The organism is Ramlibacter lithotrophicus (genome assembly GCF_012184415.1).
Classification (GTDB): Bacteria; Pseudomonadota; Gammaproteobacteria; order Burkholderiales; family Burkholderiaceae_C; genus Ramlibacter; species Ramlibacter lithotrophicus.
This window is the reverse complement of the sequence record NZ_VTOX01000004.1, coordinates 351229-366142: the sequence shown is the minus strand read 5'-3', so window position 1 is coordinate 366142 and position 14914 is coordinate 351229. Positions and strand designations below refer to the sequence as shown.

The window sequence follows — 14914 nt, the reverse complement described above, 5'->3', positions numbered from 1 at the left end:
TGACGTGAGCGACGAAGCCGCGCTGCGGCGCGCCATGGTGGAAGCCGCGCGCGAACTGGACGCGCGCGGGTTGAACCGCGGCACCTCGGGCAACGTGGGCGCGCGCTGCGACGACGGCCTGCTGGTGACGCCCTCGGGCGTCCCGGCGCGCGAGCTGACGGCGCAGGCGATCGTGCGGCTGGCCGCGAGCGGCGACGTGATCGGCACCGGCCGCCCCTCCAGCGAATGGCGTTTCCACCGCGACATCCTGCGGGCCAGGCCCGAACTGCACGCGGTGGTGCACGTCCATTCACCGTTCGCGACCACGCTGGCCTGCCTCGGGCTGGACGTGCCGCCGTTCCATTACATGATTGCCGCGGCCGGCGGGGACACGATCCGCTGCGCGCCTTACGCGCTGTTCGGCACCCAGGAGCTGTCCGACCACGCGCTGGCGGCGCTGCAGGACCGCCGCGCCTGCCTGCTGGGCAACCACGGGATGATCGCCGCCGGCGCGGGCCTGGAGCAGGCACTGGCGCTGTGCGTCGAGGTGGAGAGCCTGTGCGAGCAGTACTGGCGCGCCCGACAGATCGGCGAGCCGCGCCATCTCTCCCCGGAGCAGATGGCCGAGGTGATGGAGAAGTTCAAGACCTATGGCCGCCAGGCCGAACCGGAGCCGCGCCAGCCATGACGCCACCTTCAGCAACCCGAGTCGAAACCCTGCGCTGGAGCGCCGGCCGACTGGAGATGATCGACCAGCGCGTGCTGCCGGCGCAGTTGCGCTACCTGAGCTACGACAGCGCCGAGTCGGTGGCGACCGGCATCCGCGACATGGTGGTTCGCGGCGCGCCGGCGATCGGCTGCGCCGCCGCCTATGGCGTGGCACTGGAAGCGCTGCGGCACCGGCATGCCCCGGGCACCGAATTCTCGCGGGCTATGCAACGCGGCTTCGAGGTGCTGGCGGCGAGCCGGCCCACGGCGGTCAACCTGTTCTGGGCCCTCAGGCGCATGCGGTTGCAGTGGGAGTCGCTCGCCGCCTACCCGGCCTCGGCCCAGGCCGACGCGCTGCTGGCGCAGGCCCATGAGATCTTCGCGGAGGACATCCGGACCAACCGCGCCCTGGGCGAGCACGGGGCCGCGCTGCTGGCCGACGGCGCGCGCGTGCTCACGCACTGCAACGCCGGCGCGCTGGCCACCGCCGGCCACGGCACGGCGCTGGGCGTGATCCGGTCGGCCGTCGAGGCCGGCAAGCGCATCTCGGTGATCGCCGACGAGACCCGGCCCTTCCTCCAGGGAGCGCGGCTCACCGCGTGGGAGATGGTGCAGGAAGGCATTCCGGTCACGCTGATCACCGACAACATGGCCGGCTTCATGATGAGCCGCGGCGAGGTCGACGCCGTGGTCGTCGGCACCGACCGGGTCGCCGCCAACGGCGACGTGGCCAACAAGATCGGTACCTACATGGTGGCCGTGCTGGCCAGGCGCCACGGGATTCCGTTCTACGTCGCCTGCCCGATGTCGACGATCGACATGCAGGTGGCCGACGGCGCCGCGATTCCGATCGAGGAGCGCCCGGCGCGGGAAGTCACTGGTTTTCGTGACGACCAGTGGGCGGCGGCGGGGGTGGCGGTGCGCAATCCGTCCTTCGATGTGACGCCGGCCGAGCTGGTGACGGCGCTCGTCACCGAGCGCGGCGTGGTCCACCGGCCGGACCGCGAACGGCTCGAGGCGCTGGCCAGGGGCTGAAAGCCCCGGGCGGGTCCCCGCGCTACTTCGCGTCCCGCAGTTCGCGCCGCAGGATCTTGCCCACCGGCGTCTTCGGCAGGTCGGTCCGGAACTCGACCACCTTGGGCTGCTTGTAGCCGGTGAGGTTGGCCTTGCAGTACTCGCGCACCTTGTCCTCCGTCAGCGCCGGATCCTTCCTGACGATGACGAGCTTCACCGCCTCGCCCGTCTTCTCGTCGGGCACGCCGACCACGGCGCATTCGAGCACGCCGTCGAGCATGGCGACCACCTCCTCCACCTCGTTCGGGTACACGTTGAAGCCGGACACCAGCACCATGTCCTTCTTGCGGTCGACGATCTTGAAGTAGCCGCGCTCGTCCATGGTGCCGATGTCGCCGCTCTTGAAATAGCCGTCCGCCGTCATGACCTTGGCCGTGTCGTCGGGCCGCTGCCAGTAGCCGGCCATCACCTGCGGGCCCTTGATCGCGATCTCGCCCGGCTGGCCGGCCGGCACCTCGTTGCCTGCGTCGTCGATGCACTTCATCCAGGTGGAGGGCAGCGGCACGCCGATGGTCCCGGTGAACTCGGTGCTGGTGGTCGGATTGCAGCTGGCCGAGGGCGAGGTCTCGGACAGGCCGTAGCCTTCGCAGATCGGGCAGCCGGTCTTCTCCAGCCACAGCTTCGCGACGGCGCCTTGCACCGCCATGCCGCCGCCGACGGACACCTTGAGGTTCTTCCAGTCGACCTTGCCGAAATCGGGATGGTGGGCCAGCCCGTTGAATAGCGTGTTGACGGCCGGAAAGCTGTGGAACTTGTGCTTGGCCAGCTCCTTGAGCGTGCCGGCGAGATCGCGCGGGTTCGGGATCAGGATCAGCTTCCCGCCGGTGCGCATGTTCAGCATCATCCCCACCGTGAAGGCGAAGATGTGGTACAGCGGCAGCGCGCAGATCGCCGTGGGCTGCTCGCCGGCCGGCACCTTGTCCATGACCGGCTGGTTCCACGCCTGCGACTGCAGCAGGTTGGCGATGATGTTGCGATGCAGCAGCACGGCGCCCTTGGACACGCCGGTGGTGCCGCCCGTGTACTGCAGCACCGCGATGTCGTCGGCCTTGATCTCCGGCTTGCGGAACGCCGCCTTCGCGCCCTGCGCGATCGCCTGGTTGAAACGCACGGCCTGCGGCAGGTCGAACGCCGGCACCATCTTCTTGACCTTGCGCACGACGTAGTTGACCAGCGCGCCCTTCAAACCGCCGAGCTGGTCGCCCATCGCCGCCAGCACCACGTGCTGCACCTGGGTCTTGGCCATGCACTGCTGCAGCGTGTGCGCGAAGTTCTCGATGATCACGATGGCCTTGGCGCCGGAGTCCTTGAGCTGGTGTTCCAGCTCGCGCGCCGTGTACAGCGGATTGACGTTGACGATCACCAGCCCCGCCCGCAGGATGGCGGCGACCGCGACCGGATACTGCGGCACGTTGGGCATCATGATCGCGACCCGATCGCCTTTCGCGAGTCCCAGCCCCTGCAGGTAGGCGGCGAATGCCCGGCTGAGGCGGTCGGTCTCGGCGAAGCTCACGTCCCGGCCCATGAAGCTGTAGGCCGTGCGGTCCGCGTACTGGCGGAAGCTGTCCTCCATCAATTGCACCAGGGAGGTGTACTGGGAGGTGTCGATGTCGGCGGGAACGCCGGCGGGGTAGGCGCCGAGCCAGGGCCGGTCGGTGGTTGCTGCACTCATTGCTTGCTGCTCCTCGGCCAGGTCGGCCTGGCCATTGTTGTTGTCCCGGCCACCGGGCCGGACGCCGTATTGTCCACCGGCCGCGCTCCGCCCGGAAAGCAGAAGCGGCCGCTAGGGGCCGCTTCGACGGAGCGCGCGGGCTTGCCGCCCTCGAGGTCAGGCCCTCAGCGCGGTCAGCACCTCGTCGAGCATCTTCTTGGCGTCGCCGAACAGCATCCGGTTGTTCTCCTTGTAGAACAGCGGATTGTCGACGCCGGCGTAGCCGGAGGCCATGGAGCGCTTCATGACGATCGAGGTCTTGGCCTTCCAGACTTCCAGCACCGGCATGCCGGCGATCGGGCTGGCCGGGTCGTCCTGCGCCGCCGGGTTCACGATGTCGTTGGCGCCGCACACGATGGCGACGTCGGTCTGCGGGAAATCGTCGTTCAGTTCGTCCATCTCCAGCACGATGTCGTACGGCACCTTGGCTTCGGCCAGCAGCACGTTCATGTGGCCCGGCATGCGGCCGGCGACCGGGTGGATGCCGAAGCGGATGTTGACGCCCTTCTCGCGCAGGTGCTTCGTGATCTCGTAGACCGTGTGCTGCGCCTGGGCGACGGCCATGCCGTAGCCGGGGACGATGATCACGCTCTTGGCTTCCTTCAGCAGTTCCGCCGTTTCCTGGGCGCTGACCGGCACGACCTCGCCGGCCGGTTGCGCGCCGGCGCCCGCTGCTGCCGGCGTGCCGCCGCCGGTGCCGAAGCCGCCGGCGATGACGCTGATGAAGTTGCGGTTCATCGCGCGGCACATGATGTACGACAGGATCGCGCCGGAGGAGCCGACCAGCGCGCCGACCACGATCAGCAGGTCGTTGGACAGCATGAAGCCGGTCGCCGCCGCCGCCCACCCGGAGTAGCTGTTGAGCATCGAGACCACCACCGGCATGTCGGCCCCGCCGATCGCCATCACCATGTGGATGCCGAACAGCAGCGAGATCACCGTCATGATGATCAGCGGCGTCATGCCGGCCTGGATCGTGGGTGCGTTGATGAACTCACGGCCGTACCAGATCACGACCAGCAGGCCCACCAGGTTGATCCAGTGGCGCGCGGGCAGCAGCAGCGGCGAGCCGCCGATCTTGCCGTTGAGCTTGCCGAACGCGATCAGCGAACCGGAGAAGGTCACCGCGCCGATCAGGATGCCGATGTAGATCTCCACCTCGTGGATGGTCTTCTCGGCGCCCTGGAGCGGGGTCGACGTGTCGATGTACGAGGCAAAGCCGACCAGGCAGGCTGCCAGGCCGACCAGGCTGTGCATCAGCGCGACCAGCTCCGGCATCTGGGTCATCTTGACGACCTTGGCCGCATACAGGCCGATGGCGCCGCCGACGACCATGGCCGCCACGATCCAGGGAATGCCGGCCGCCGTCACGCGCGGGCCGAACACGGTGGCCAGCACGGCGATGGTCATGCCGATCATGCCGTAGAGATTCCCGCGGCGCGAGGTCTCGGGATTGGACAGCCCGCCGAGGCTCAGGATGAAGAGGATGGTCGCCCCGATGTAGGAGGCGGTCGAGAGGGTTCCGGACATCATGACTTCTCTCTCCTACTTGCGGAACATGGCGAGCATGCGCTGGGTGACGGCGAAACCGCCGAACATGTTGACGGCCGTGAGCACGATGCCGCCGACCGCCAGCCAGCGGATCCAGCTGTCCGGAGCGGCGCCGCCCGCCAGCGGGGGAGCGATCTGCACCAGCGCGCCGATGGCGATGATGCTGGAGATCGCGTTGGTCACGCTCATCAGCGGGGTGTGCAGCGCCGGGGTCACGTTCCAGACCACCATGTAGCCGACGAAGCAGGCCAGCACGAACACGGTGAAGTGCGCGAGGAAGGCCGCAGGCGCGTTGGCGCCCACGAACCAGAACAGCGCGGCCGCGACGCCGAACATGATCGCCAGCTTCGTGCCGCTCATCGGCTCGCTGGCGGCGCCATGGCCGTGGCCTTTCTTGGCCTCCGGCTTGGCCGCGGCCGGCTTCGCGGCCGGCGGCGCGGCGGTCACCTTGGGCGGCGGCGGCGGCCAGGTGATGCTGCCTTCCTTGATGACGGTCAGCCCGCGGATCGCCTCGTCCTCCATGTTGACGTCGATCACGCCGTCCTTGGTCTTGCACAGTTCCTCGGTGAGGCGGAACAGGTTGGTGGCGTACAGCGTCGACGACTGCTTGGCCAGCCGCGAAGCGAGGTCGGTGTAGCCGACGATGGTCACGCCGTGCTTGACCACCGCCTTGCCGGGCTCGGTCAGCTCGCAGTTGCCGCCGCGCTCGGCTGCCATGTCGACGATCACGCTACCCGGCTTCATGGTCTTGACCATGTCCGCCGTGATCAGCCGGGGCGCCGGCTTGCCTGGGATCAGCGCTGTGGTGATGATGATGTCCACCTCGCGCGCCTGCTTGGCGTACATCTCGCGCTGGGCCTGCTGGAAGCCTTCGCTCATGACCTTGGCGTAGCCGCCGCCGCCGGAACCCTCTTCCTCGTAATCGACCTTGACGAACTCGCCGCCCATCGACACCACCTGGTCGGCCACTTCGGCGCGGGTATCGTTGGCGCGCACGATGGCGCCCAGCCCGACGGCCGTGCCGATCGCGGCCAGGCCGGCGACGCCGGCGCCGGCGATGAACACCTTGGCCGGCGGCACCTTCCCCGCGGCGGTGATCTGGCCGGCGAAGAAGCGGCCGAACGCGTTGGCGGCCTCGATCACGGCGCGATAGCCGGCGACGCCGGCCTGCGAAGTGAGGGCATCCATCTTCTGGGCGCGCGACAGCGTGCGCGGCAGCGAGTCGATGGCCAGCACCGTGACCTTCCGGTCGGCCAGCTGCTTCATCAGGTCCGGGTTCTGCGCCGGCCAGATGAAGCTGATCAGGGTCTGCCCGGCATGCATCAGGCCGACTTCCTCGGGCGTCGGCACGCCGATCTTGAACACCATGTCGGCGGCCTCGTACAGCCTGGCCGCCCCTTCGATGACTTGCGCACCGGCCGCGCGATAACTGTCGTCGCTGAAGTTGGCCGCGTCGCCGGCGCCGCTTTCCACGGCCACCGAGAAGCCCAGCTTGATCAGCTTTTCCACCACCTCGGGGACCGTCGCGACGCGCTTTTCGCCGGCCAGCGTTTCCCGCGGAACCCCGATCAGCAGAGCCTTCTTGGCCAGCCCGGGTGTGGCGGCAGCATTCGTTGCACCCGCCGTGGTCACGGCGGCATCGCCTATCAGCATGGAGGTCTCTCCTCGATGAAAAATCAAACGGTTGTGTCGACTCGAGCTTACATGAAGCCCTGTTTCGATCGATGAACGCGCCCCTCTGGCCGTCCTGGAGCGCAACAGTACCCCGAACAAAAATACGGGCATTTGATGCACCGCATGTCCGCGTGAATCAGCTTCCCGGAATGTGGAATCCGCCGCGGAGCGGAAGAGCCGCCGCAGGGTGTGAAAGTTTCACGGTCGGCTTGGTCCGCCCCGGCAGCGCTCCTACACTGAGGCGAGCCGTCGTCCGACGCTGCTGAGGTTGGGCGAGGCCAAAAACTGACCGCCATGGCACGCCTCGCATCCCTCTCCTCCCCCGTCACCGGCGCCCGCGCCAGCAACGTGAACTACCTTGGCGCGCACCGCTGCCGCCGCAATTTCGAACTGTTCTATCCCGAAGGCTTCGCCGACGAGACCTATCTTGTGGCCGAGCGCGCCCACAAGGAACGGGCGCACCTCGAATGGCAGGCCGAGCTCGGCCCGATCGAGTTCCGCAAGCTGCTCGCGCGCGGCGAGTTCCGCCGCATCGCCGACATCGCCGTGCGCGTCGAGGCCCGCACCAACCTGCTCTTCTCGTTCGAGAAGATGGCCTTGCGCGACGCGCTGCGCACGCCCGCCGGGGCCCGGCTGTTCGCGACCGAGCTGTACGCATTCCTCTGGGGCCGCGGGACGCAGCAGCGCAAGTTCGATGACTGGGTGCAGGCGGTCGCCGACCTGCCGCGGCCGCGGGCGCGCGTGCTCACCTGGCCGATCGTCACGGTCTTCGGCTTCCTCGCCAGGCCCGACCGCCACCTCTTCCTCAAGCCGATGGTCACCCGCCGGGCCGCGCGCCATTACGGCTTCGACCTCGAGTACGCCTGCGAGCCCTGCTGGCCGGTGTACCGCTCGCTGCTCACGTTCGCGGCGATCGTCCGGCGCGACCTCGAGCGCAAGCCCGGCTTCCAGCCGCGCGACATGATCGACCTGCAGTCCTTCATCTGGGTCCAGGGCTCGCCCGAATACGAGTCCTGACGCGACCGCGCAGGCCATCGAGGCCCCGTCGCGCGCCGCGCCGTGGCAATAATCGGGCGATGCAGACACGATGGAAGCCCAGCGTCACGGTGGCGGCGGTGATCGAGCGGGACGGCCGTTTCCTGCTCGTCGAGGAAGAAACGAGCGAGGGGCTGCGGCTCAACAACCCGGCCGGCCACCTCGAGCCGCGCGAGTCGCCGCAGCAGGCGTGCGCGCGCGAAGTGCTGGAGGAGACGGCGCACGACTTCCGGCCGACGGCGCTGGTGGGCGTGTACCTCGCGCGCCTGGAGCGGCCGTCCGGCGACGACATCACCTACCTGCGGATGGCGTTCTGCGGCCAGCTCGGCGAGCGCGACCCGCTGCGCCGGCTCGACGAGGGCATCGTCGGCACCGTGTGGCTGACGCCGCAGGAAGTGCGCGCCAGCGCATCCCGCCATCGCAGCCCCCTGGTGCTGCGCTGCGTGGAGGACTACCTGGCCGGCGTGCGCCATCCGCTGGAGGTGCTCCACACCGACGACAGCGTCTGGCGGCGCCCCTGAGGGCGGTCGTCCGCTCGCCGGCCAGGGCCTTGGCCCGGCGGCCGCGAAGCCGCACTGAAGGGTTGGGATAATCCCGGACATGAGTGGCAAGCCGCGTGTGGTCGTCGGTCTGAGCGGAGGCGTCGACTCCGCGGTGAGCGCGTACCTGCTCAAGCAGCAGGGCTGGGAGGTCGTCGGCATCTTCATGAAGAACTGGGAAGACGACGACGACGGCGAGTACTGCTCCTCGAACCAGGATTTCGTCGACGCCGCGAGCGTGGCCGACGTGCTCGGCATCGAGATCGAGCACGTCAACTTCGCGGCCGAATACAAGGACCGCGTGTTCGCCGAATTCCTGCGCGAGTACCAGGCCGGCCGGACCCCGAATCCCGATGTCCTGTGCAACGCCGAGATCAAGTTCAAGGCGTTCCTCGACCACGCCATGCGGCTGGGCGCCGACAAGATCGCCACCGGGCATTACGCACGGGTCCGCTGGCAGCCAGCGGACCCGCGCGAGCCCGCCGGGCCGGATGGGACGTCGCACGCGACCGCGCCCGACGGCGCGAGAGTCCGCGAAGCCGGCGGCCGCTTCCAGTTGCTCAAGGGCCTGGATCCGGCCAAGGACCAGAGCTACTTCCTGCACCGGCTGAACCAGGCGCAGCTCTCGAAGACGCTGTTCCCGGTCGGCGAGCTGCACAAGACCGAGGTGCGGCGGATCGCGCAGGAAATCGGCCTGCCCAACGCGAAGAAGAAGGACTCCACCGGCATCTGCTTCATCGGCGAGCGGCCGTTCCGCGAATTCCTCAACCGCTACATCTCGAAGGAGCCGGGGCCGGTCAAGGATCCGCGCGGGCGCACCATCGGCCGGCACCAGGGCCTGAGCTTCTACACGCTGGGCCAGCGCCAGGGGCTGGGGATCGGCGGCATCCGCGAGCGGGGCGCGCAGCGCGGCGGCGGCGAGCACGCCCCCTGGTTCGTGGCGCGCAAGGACATCGAACACAACACGCTGTGGGTCGTGCAGGGGCACGATCACCCCTGGCTGCAGTCGACGGCCCTGGACGCCGGGGACCCGAGCTGGATCGCCGGGGAGCCGCCGCCGGCCGGAGCCTGCGCGGCCAAGACCCGCTACCGGCAGGCCGACGCGCCATGCACGCTCGGCAGCCCGTCCGCTGAGGGCTTCCACCTCGACTTCGCGGAGCCGCAGTGGGCCGTCACCCCCGGACAGTCGGCCGTGCTCTACGACGGCGACGTCTGCCTGGGCGGCGGCGTGATCGCCTCGTTCGCCTGAGTCGGTCCCCAACCTGCAGCACTCCTGTCCCAGATCATGGCCGGCGGCGCCGGCCGCGCGCACCATGGCCCCACAGACAGTGCGAGGCGCAGGTATGAATCCCCATTGGCAAGATCAACTGCTGGCCCTGGTGACCCGCTACGGCGAAGCGTGTGCCCAGGTGGCGGCCGAGCGCGAAAGCGGCCGGCGTGAACATCCCCCGGCCGATCGCTCCGGCGCGTGGCGGGCGATCCTGTCGCACCTGTCGGCGGCGCAGGAGCGCGCCGCGGCGGTGCCCGCGAGCCACGGCGAGTCGTAGGCGCCCGGACGGCCTCAGAACGGAATGTCGTCGTCCATGTCGTCGAAGCCCGTGGACGGCTTCGACGGCGCCGGCTGGCGCTGGGGCGCCGCGGCGGGGCGTTGCGGCGGGGCGGCGCGGCGCTGCCCGCCACCGCCACCCTCGTCGTCGGACGGACCGCCCATGCCTTCGCGGCTGCCCAGCAGCTGCATCTCGGTGGCGATGATGTCGGTCGCGCTCTTCTCGACGCCGTCCTTGTCGGTGTACTTGCGGTACACGAGGCGCCCCTCGACGTAGATCGGTCGCCCCTTCTTCACGTACTCACCGGCGATCTCGGCTAGGCGGTCGAAGAAGGTGACGCGGTGCCATTGCGTTTCCTCGACCAGTTCGCCGGAATTCTTGTCCTTGCGCTTGCTGGTGGTCGCGAGGCTGACGTTGGCCACCGCCTGCCCGGAAGGCAGGTAACGGATCTCGGGATCCCGGCCGCAGTTGCCGACGAGGATGACTTTGTTGACGGATGCCATTGCGCGTTCCTTGAGAGATTGCTGTCGATTATGTCGCCTGGGCTTCGTCGGCCAGCACCTCTTCGGCCGATTTCCGGGAGCTTGGCGCCCGCATGGGCCACGCCACCACCAGCCACACGACCAGCAGCGCCGCGCAGGTGGCGAACAGCCCTGACGCCCCAACGTTCTTGGCGAGCCAGCCGCCGACCGCCCCGCCCGCGAAAAAACCCAGGGACTGCAGGGTGTTGTAGACGCCCAGCGCGGAGCCCCGGGCGTGCGCCGGCGCCAGCCGGGAGGCCAGGCTCGGTTGCGTCGCTTCCAGCACGTTGAAGCCGCAGAAGAACAGGAACAGCAGGACGCCCAGGGCCAGCAGCGGCGGCTGGTCACCCGCCGCCAGCAGGCCCAGTTGCACCAGGGCGATCAGTCCGATCGCGGCCAGGAAGACGGCTCGCAGATAGCCGCGCCGCTCCAGCGCGAAGAGGCCGCCCATCATGACGAAGGAGCCGAGCACCGCCGGCAGGTAGACGTGCCAGTGCTGCTCCTTGGGCAGGCCGGCCTGGACCAGCATGGCGGGAACGGCCACCCACATGGCCAGTTGCACGGCGTGCAGGATGAAGACGCCCACGTCCAGCCGCAGCAGTCCCGGATGGCTGAGCACTTCGGCCAGCCGCCCGCGCGGCATGTCCTTGTGCTGCCTGGGCTCCGGCGGCGTCCACCAGGCGACCACCGCGATGCACGCCAGCGCCAGGACGCCGGTCACGGCGAACAGGCCCGGCAGCCCGATCAGCCCGCCGAGCGCCGGGGCCGCCACCAGCGACAGCGCGAACATCAACCCGATGCTGGCGCCCACCAGGGCCATGGCCTTGGTACGCACCTCGTCGCGGGTCTGGTCGGCCAGCAGGGCCGTCACGGCCGCCGACACCGCGCCGGCGCCTTGCAGCGAGCGGCCGACGATCAGCCAGCCCAGCGTCGGGGCCGCGGCGGCCACGAAGCTGCCGAGCGCGAACACCAGCAGCCCGAGGGCGATCACGCGCTTGCGCCCGAAGCGGTCCGAAGCCATGCCGTATGGATATTGCAGGAGGCCCTGGGTCAGGCCGTAGATGCCCATCGCCAGGCCGACGCGCGCCGGGTCGTCGCCGCCGGGATACCGCGCCGCCTCGAGCGCGAACACCGGCAGCACCAGGAACAGGCCCAGCATGCGGGCGGCGAAGATCATGGCCAGCGAGCCGCTGGCACGGCGCTCCAGCGCCGTCATGCGGCTGGACGCGGCGGAGGCGGGGGAAGATTTCACGGGATCGGGCGACTGGGAGGGGGCGGACGCCGCCCGGGCAAAGCGCCGATTGTCCCGCATGCGGGAAAGGCGGGCCCGGACGGGGCCTGCCGACGAGGCCCGGCCGCGCGGCGGCGGCGGCACGGGCACCGCGCCGCACCAGCGTTCTATGATGACTGGTTTTGCTGCGGGACCCGACCTTGACCTCCCCGACCGACGGCCAGCCCTCCGGGCAGCCGGGCGCGAGCGCCCCCGCGCCGGCCCATCTGATCAGCATCCGCGGGGCGCGCACCCACAACCTCAAGAACGTCGACCTCGACATCCCGCGCAACCGGCTGGTGGTGATCACCGGCCTGTCGGGGTCGGGCAAGTCGTCGCTGGCCTTCGACACGCTGTATGCCGAAGGACAGCGCCGCTACGTGGAGAGCCTGTCCGCGTATGCGCGGCAGTTCCTGCAGCTGATGGACAAGCCCGACGTCGACGTGATCGAGGGTCTCTCGCCCGCCATCTCGATCGAGCAGAAGGCGACCTCGCACAACCCGCGCTCCACCGTCGGCACGGTCACCGAGATCCACGACTACCTGCGGCTGCTGTTCGCGCGCGCCGGCACCCCCTACTGCCCCAACCACGGGATCGCGCTGCAGTCGCAGACGGTGGCGCAGATGGTGGACGCCGTGCTGGCGCTGCCGCCCGAATCGCGGCTGATGATCGTGGCGCCGGTGGTGCGCGACCGCAAGGGCGAGTTCGCCGAGCTGTTCGCCGAAATGCAGTCGCACGGCTACGTGCGGTTCCGGGTCGACGGCCAGGCGTACGAGCACGACGCGCTGCCGAAGCTGAAGAAGACGGAGAAGCACGACATCGACGTCGTGATCGACCGGCTGCGCGTGCGACCCGACGTGCAGCAGCGGCTGGCCGAGAGCTTCGAGTCGGCACTGCGGCTGGCCGACGGCCGCGCCATCGCCGTGGAGATGGATGCGGCGCAGCCGCCGGAGGCCGGCACGCCCTCACCGCCCAATTCACCGGCCGGCGAGCACTGGTTCAACGCGAAGTTCGCCTGCCCGATCTGCAACTGGTCGATCGCCGAACTCGAACCGCGCCTCTTTTCCTTCAACTCGCCGGTCGGCGCCTGCCCGTCGTGCGACGGCCTCGGGCACCGCGAATTCTTCGACCCGGCGCGGGTGGTCGCCTTTCCTTCGCTGTCGCTCGCCAGCGGCGCGATCAAGGGCTGGGACCGGCGCAACAGCTATTCCTTCGCATTGCTGGAGAGCCTCGCCAGGCATTACGGCTTCGACGTCGACGCCCCGTTCGAGGACCTGCCGCCAGCCGTGCGGCAGGCGATCCTGCAGGGCTCGGGCAGCGACGACATCCGCTTCACCTACACGCTCGAGTCGGGCGCGTCGGCCGGGCGCAAGGTGACCAAGCGGCATCCGTTCGAGGGCGTCATCCCCAACATGGAACGGCGCTACCGCGAGACCGATTCGGCCGCGGTGCGCGAGGAACTGGCCCGCTACCGCAGCCTCCAGCCCTGCCCGGAATGCCATGGGACGCGGCTGCGCAGCGAGGCCCGCCACGTGAAGGTGGGCGAAGGCGCCCAGGCCAGGGCCATCTACGAGATCAGCCACGCGACGCTGAGGGACAGCCTGGAGTACTTCGCCGGGCTGAAGCTGCACGGCGCCAGGGGCGAGATCGCCGACAAGGTGGTGCGCGAGATCGGGTTGCGCCTGAAATTCCTCAACGACGTCGGCCTCAACTACCTCAGCCTGGACCGCAGCGCCGAGACGCTGTCCGGCGGCGAAGCGCAGCGCATCCGCCTCGCCTCGCAGATCGGCTCCGGCCTCACCGGCGTCATGTACGTGCTGGACGAGCCCAGCATCGGGCTGCACCAGCGCGACAACGACCGGCTGATCGCCACCCTGAAGCACCTGCGCGACATCGGCAACAGCGTGATCGTGGTGGAGCACGACGAGGACATGATCCGCGCCGCCGACCACGTGATCGACCTCGGCCCCGGCGCCGGCATCCACGGCGGCCGGGTGATGGCGCAAGGCACGTACGACGAGGTCAGGGCGACCCCCGCCTCGCTGACCGGGCAGTACCTGTCCGGCGCGAAATCGATCGCGGTTCCGCGCCGGCGCACGCCATGGCTGCCGGTGGCGGGCGCGCAAGGGGCTGCGGACGGGAAGCCGCGCTTTCCGTCCGCCGCCACGCCGCCGGGCGGCCGCGGCGCGCCGGTGCAGGAATTGCGGGTGGTCGGCGCGAGCGGCAACAACCTGAAGCGGGTGACGGTGTCGTTCCCGGTGGGCCTGCTCACGTGCGTGACCGGCGTTTCGGGCTCGGGCAAGTCGACGCTGGTCAACGACACCTTGTATGCCGCCGTCGCGCGCACGCTGTACCGGGCCCACGAGGAGCCGGCTCCGCACGACTCGATCGAGGGCCTGGAGTATTTCGACAAGGTGATCAACGTCGACCAGTCGCCGATCGGCCGCACGCCGCGCAGCAATCCGGCGACGTATACCGGGTTGTTCACGCCGATCCGCGAACTGATGGCCGACACCACGACCGCCAAGGAACGCGGCTATGGCCCCGGGCGCTTCAGCTTCAACGTCGCCGGCGGCCGCTGCGAGGCCTGCCAGGGCGACGGCGTCGTGAAGGTGGAGATGCACTTCCTGCCCGACGTCTACGTGGCCTGCGACGTCTGCCGCGGCCAGCGCTACAACCGCGAGACCCTGGAGGTGCAGTGGAAGGGCCGCAACATCGCCCAGATCCTCGACATGACGGTGGAGGACGCGCACCTGTTCCTCAAGCCCGTGCCGGCGATCGCTCGCAAATTGCAGACGCTGCTCGACGTGGGCCTGTCGTACGTGAAGCTGGGGCAATCCGCCACCACGCTGTCCGGCGGCGAGGCGCAGCGGGTGAAGCTGGCGCTCGAGTTGTCGAAGCGCGACACCGGGCGCACCCTCTACATCCTGGACGAGCCGACCACCGGACTGCACTTCGCGGACATCGCCCTGCTGCTGAAGGTCCTGCACCAGTTGCGAGACGCCGGCAACACCATCGTGGTCATCGAGCACAACCTGGACGTGATCAAGACGGCCGACTGGGTGATCGACATGGGCCCCGAGGGCGGGGCCGGCGGCGGTCAGGTCGTCGGCGTCGGCACGCCCGAGGAACTGGCCGCGAATCCGGCCAGCCACACCGGCCGGTACCTGCAGCGGCTGCTGTAGATCGCTTCGCGAAGCGGCATCCCCGTCACACTTTGCGACAGGTCAAAGGATTGGCTTGCCGCCGCCGCCGTGGCACATGGCTTGCAACTCGCCCCCACCAATCCGCAGAAGGACCAGAGG

Annotated in this window: 12 protein-coding genes; 7 read left to right on the top strand and 5 right to left on the bottom strand. The window is 69.4% G+C overall.

The features are described from left to right. Positions 1-34: 34 nt before the first annotated feature. Positions 35-667, top strand: coding sequence for a class II aldolase/adducin family protein (locus RAMLITH_RS14170; RefSeq protein ID WP_168108151.1), 633 nt, complete (start codon positions 35-37; stop codon positions 665-667). Beyond that, positions 664-1722: an S-methyl-5-thioribose-1-phosphate isomerase gene (mtnA, locus tag RAMLITH_RS14165; RefSeq protein WP_168108058.1), complete on the top strand. Its 1059-nt coding sequence runs from the start codon at positions 664-666 to the stop codon at positions 1720-1722. The genes RAMLITH_RS14170 and mtnA overlap by 4 nt, the downstream gene beginning before the upstream one ends. A 22-nt stretch (positions 1723-1744) precedes the next feature. On the opposite strand, the gene RAMLITH_RS14160 is transcribed toward mtnA, so the two are convergent. The 3 genes from RAMLITH_RS14160 to RAMLITH_RS14150 form a co-directional block, all read right to left on the bottom strand. Beyond that, complete coding sequence (locus RAMLITH_RS14160; RefSeq protein ID WP_168108057.1) at positions 1745-3433, bottom strand: long-chain-fatty-acid--CoA ligase; 1689 nt, start codon at positions 3431-3433, stop codon at positions 1745-1747. A gap of 156 nt (positions 3434-3589) precedes the next feature. Continuing rightward, positions 3590-5002, bottom strand: a complete 1413-nt coding sequence (gene pntB / locus RAMLITH_RS14155; RefSeq protein WP_168108150.1) for a Re/Si-specific NAD(P)(+) transhydrogenase subunit beta — start codon at positions 5000-5002, stop codon at positions 3590-3592. Positions 5003-5017: 15 nt separating this feature from the next. Then, positions 5018-6676 carry a Re/Si-specific NAD(P)(+) transhydrogenase subunit alpha gene (locus tag RAMLITH_RS14150; RefSeq protein WP_168108056.1) on the bottom strand — a complete coding sequence of 553 codons (1659 nt, stop codon included), beginning with the start codon at positions 6674-6676 and terminating at the stop codon, positions 5018-5020. Positions 6677-6991: 315 nt separating this feature from the next. Here RAMLITH_RS14150 and RAMLITH_RS14145 point away from each other — a divergent pair, with 315 nt between their 5' ends. The 4 genes from RAMLITH_RS14145 (at position 6992) to RAMLITH_RS14130 (ending at position 9818) form a co-directional block, all read left to right on the top strand. Further along, on the top strand, positions 6992-7714 hold the full coding sequence (locus RAMLITH_RS14145) for a hypothetical protein (RefSeq protein ID WP_168108055.1): 723 nt from the start codon (positions 6992-6994) through the stop codon (positions 7712-7714). Between the two features lie 59 nt (positions 7715-7773). Continuing rightward, complete coding sequence (locus RAMLITH_RS14140; RefSeq protein ID WP_168108054.1) at positions 7774-8253, top strand: NUDIX hydrolase; 480 nt, start codon at positions 7774-7776, stop codon at positions 8251-8253. A 79-nt stretch (positions 8254-8332) separates the two neighbouring features. Next, the gene (mnmA, locus tag RAMLITH_RS14135; protein ID WP_168108053.1) at positions 8333-9520 is read left to right on the top strand and encodes a tRNA 2-thiouridine(34) synthase MnmA; all 1188 of its coding nucleotides are present in this window, start codon (positions 8333-8335) and stop codon (positions 9518-9520) included. 94 nt (positions 9521-9614) lie between these two features. Next, a complete protein-coding gene (locus tag RAMLITH_RS14130; RefSeq protein WP_168108052.1) occupies positions 9615-9818 on the top strand; it encodes a hypothetical protein in 204 nt (67 codons plus the stop codon). 14 nt (positions 9819-9832) lie between these two features. Here the strand turns inward: RAMLITH_RS14130 and ssb are convergent, their stop codons facing one another. Together ssb and RAMLITH_RS14120 are read right to left on the bottom strand one after the other, a co-directional pair. After that, on the bottom strand, positions 9833-10321 hold the full coding sequence (gene ssb, locus RAMLITH_RS14125) for a single-stranded DNA-binding protein (protein ID WP_168108051.1): 489 nt from the start codon (positions 10319-10321) through the stop codon (positions 9833-9835). A gap of 28 nt (positions 10322-10349) precedes the next feature. After that, positions 10350-11555, bottom strand: coding sequence for an MFS transporter (locus tag RAMLITH_RS14120; protein ID WP_168108149.1), 1206 nt, complete (start codon positions 11553-11555; stop codon positions 10350-10352). A gap of 281 nt (positions 11556-11836) precedes the next feature. Between RAMLITH_RS14120 and uvrA the strand changes: the two genes are divergently transcribed. Then, a complete protein-coding gene (gene uvrA, locus RAMLITH_RS14115) occupies positions 11837-14794 on the top strand; it encodes an excinuclease ABC subunit UvrA (RefSeq protein ID WP_238344203.1) in 2958 nt (985 codons plus the stop codon). Positions 14795-14914: the final 120 nt, after the last annotated feature.

Coding starts and splice junctions, on each gene's coding strand:
- RAMLITH_RS14170 (WP_168108151.1), top strand. CDS start 35: ATGGTGGAAGCCGCGCGCGAACTGGACGCGCGCGGGTTGAACCGCGGC.
- mtnA (WP_168108058.1), top strand. CDS start 664: ATGACGCCACCTTCAGCAACCCGAGTCGAAACCCTGCGCTGGAGCGCC.
- RAMLITH_RS14160 (WP_168108057.1), bottom strand. CDS start 3,433: ATGAGTGCAGCAACCACCGACCGGCCCTGGCTCGGCGCCTACCCCGCC.
- pntB (WP_168108150.1), bottom strand. CDS start 5,002: ATGTCCGGAACCCTCTCGACCGCCTCCTACATCGGGGCGACCATCCTC.
- RAMLITH_RS14150 (WP_168108056.1), bottom strand. CDS start 6,676: ATGCTGATAGGCGATGCCGCCGTGACCACGGCGGGTGCAACGAATGCT.
- RAMLITH_RS14145 (WP_168108055.1), top strand. CDS start 6,992: ATGGCACGCCTCGCATCCCTCTCCTCCCCCGTCACCGGCGCCCGCGCC.
- RAMLITH_RS14140 (WP_168108054.1), top strand. CDS start 7,774: ATGCAGACACGATGGAAGCCCAGCGTCACGGTGGCGGCGGTGATCGAG.
- mnmA (WP_168108053.1), top strand. CDS start 8,333: ATGAGTGGCAAGCCGCGTGTGGTCGTCGGTCTGAGCGGAGGCGTCGAC.
- RAMLITH_RS14130 (WP_168108052.1), top strand. CDS start 9,615: ATGAATCCCCATTGGCAAGATCAACTGCTGGCCCTGGTGACCCGCTAC.
- ssb (WP_168108051.1), bottom strand. CDS start 10,321: ATGGCATCCGTCAACAAAGTCATCCTCGTCGGCAACTGCGGCCGGGAT.
- RAMLITH_RS14120 (WP_168108149.1), bottom strand. CDS start 11,555: ATGACGGCGCTGGAGCGCCGTGCCAGCGGCTCGCTGGCCATGATCTTC.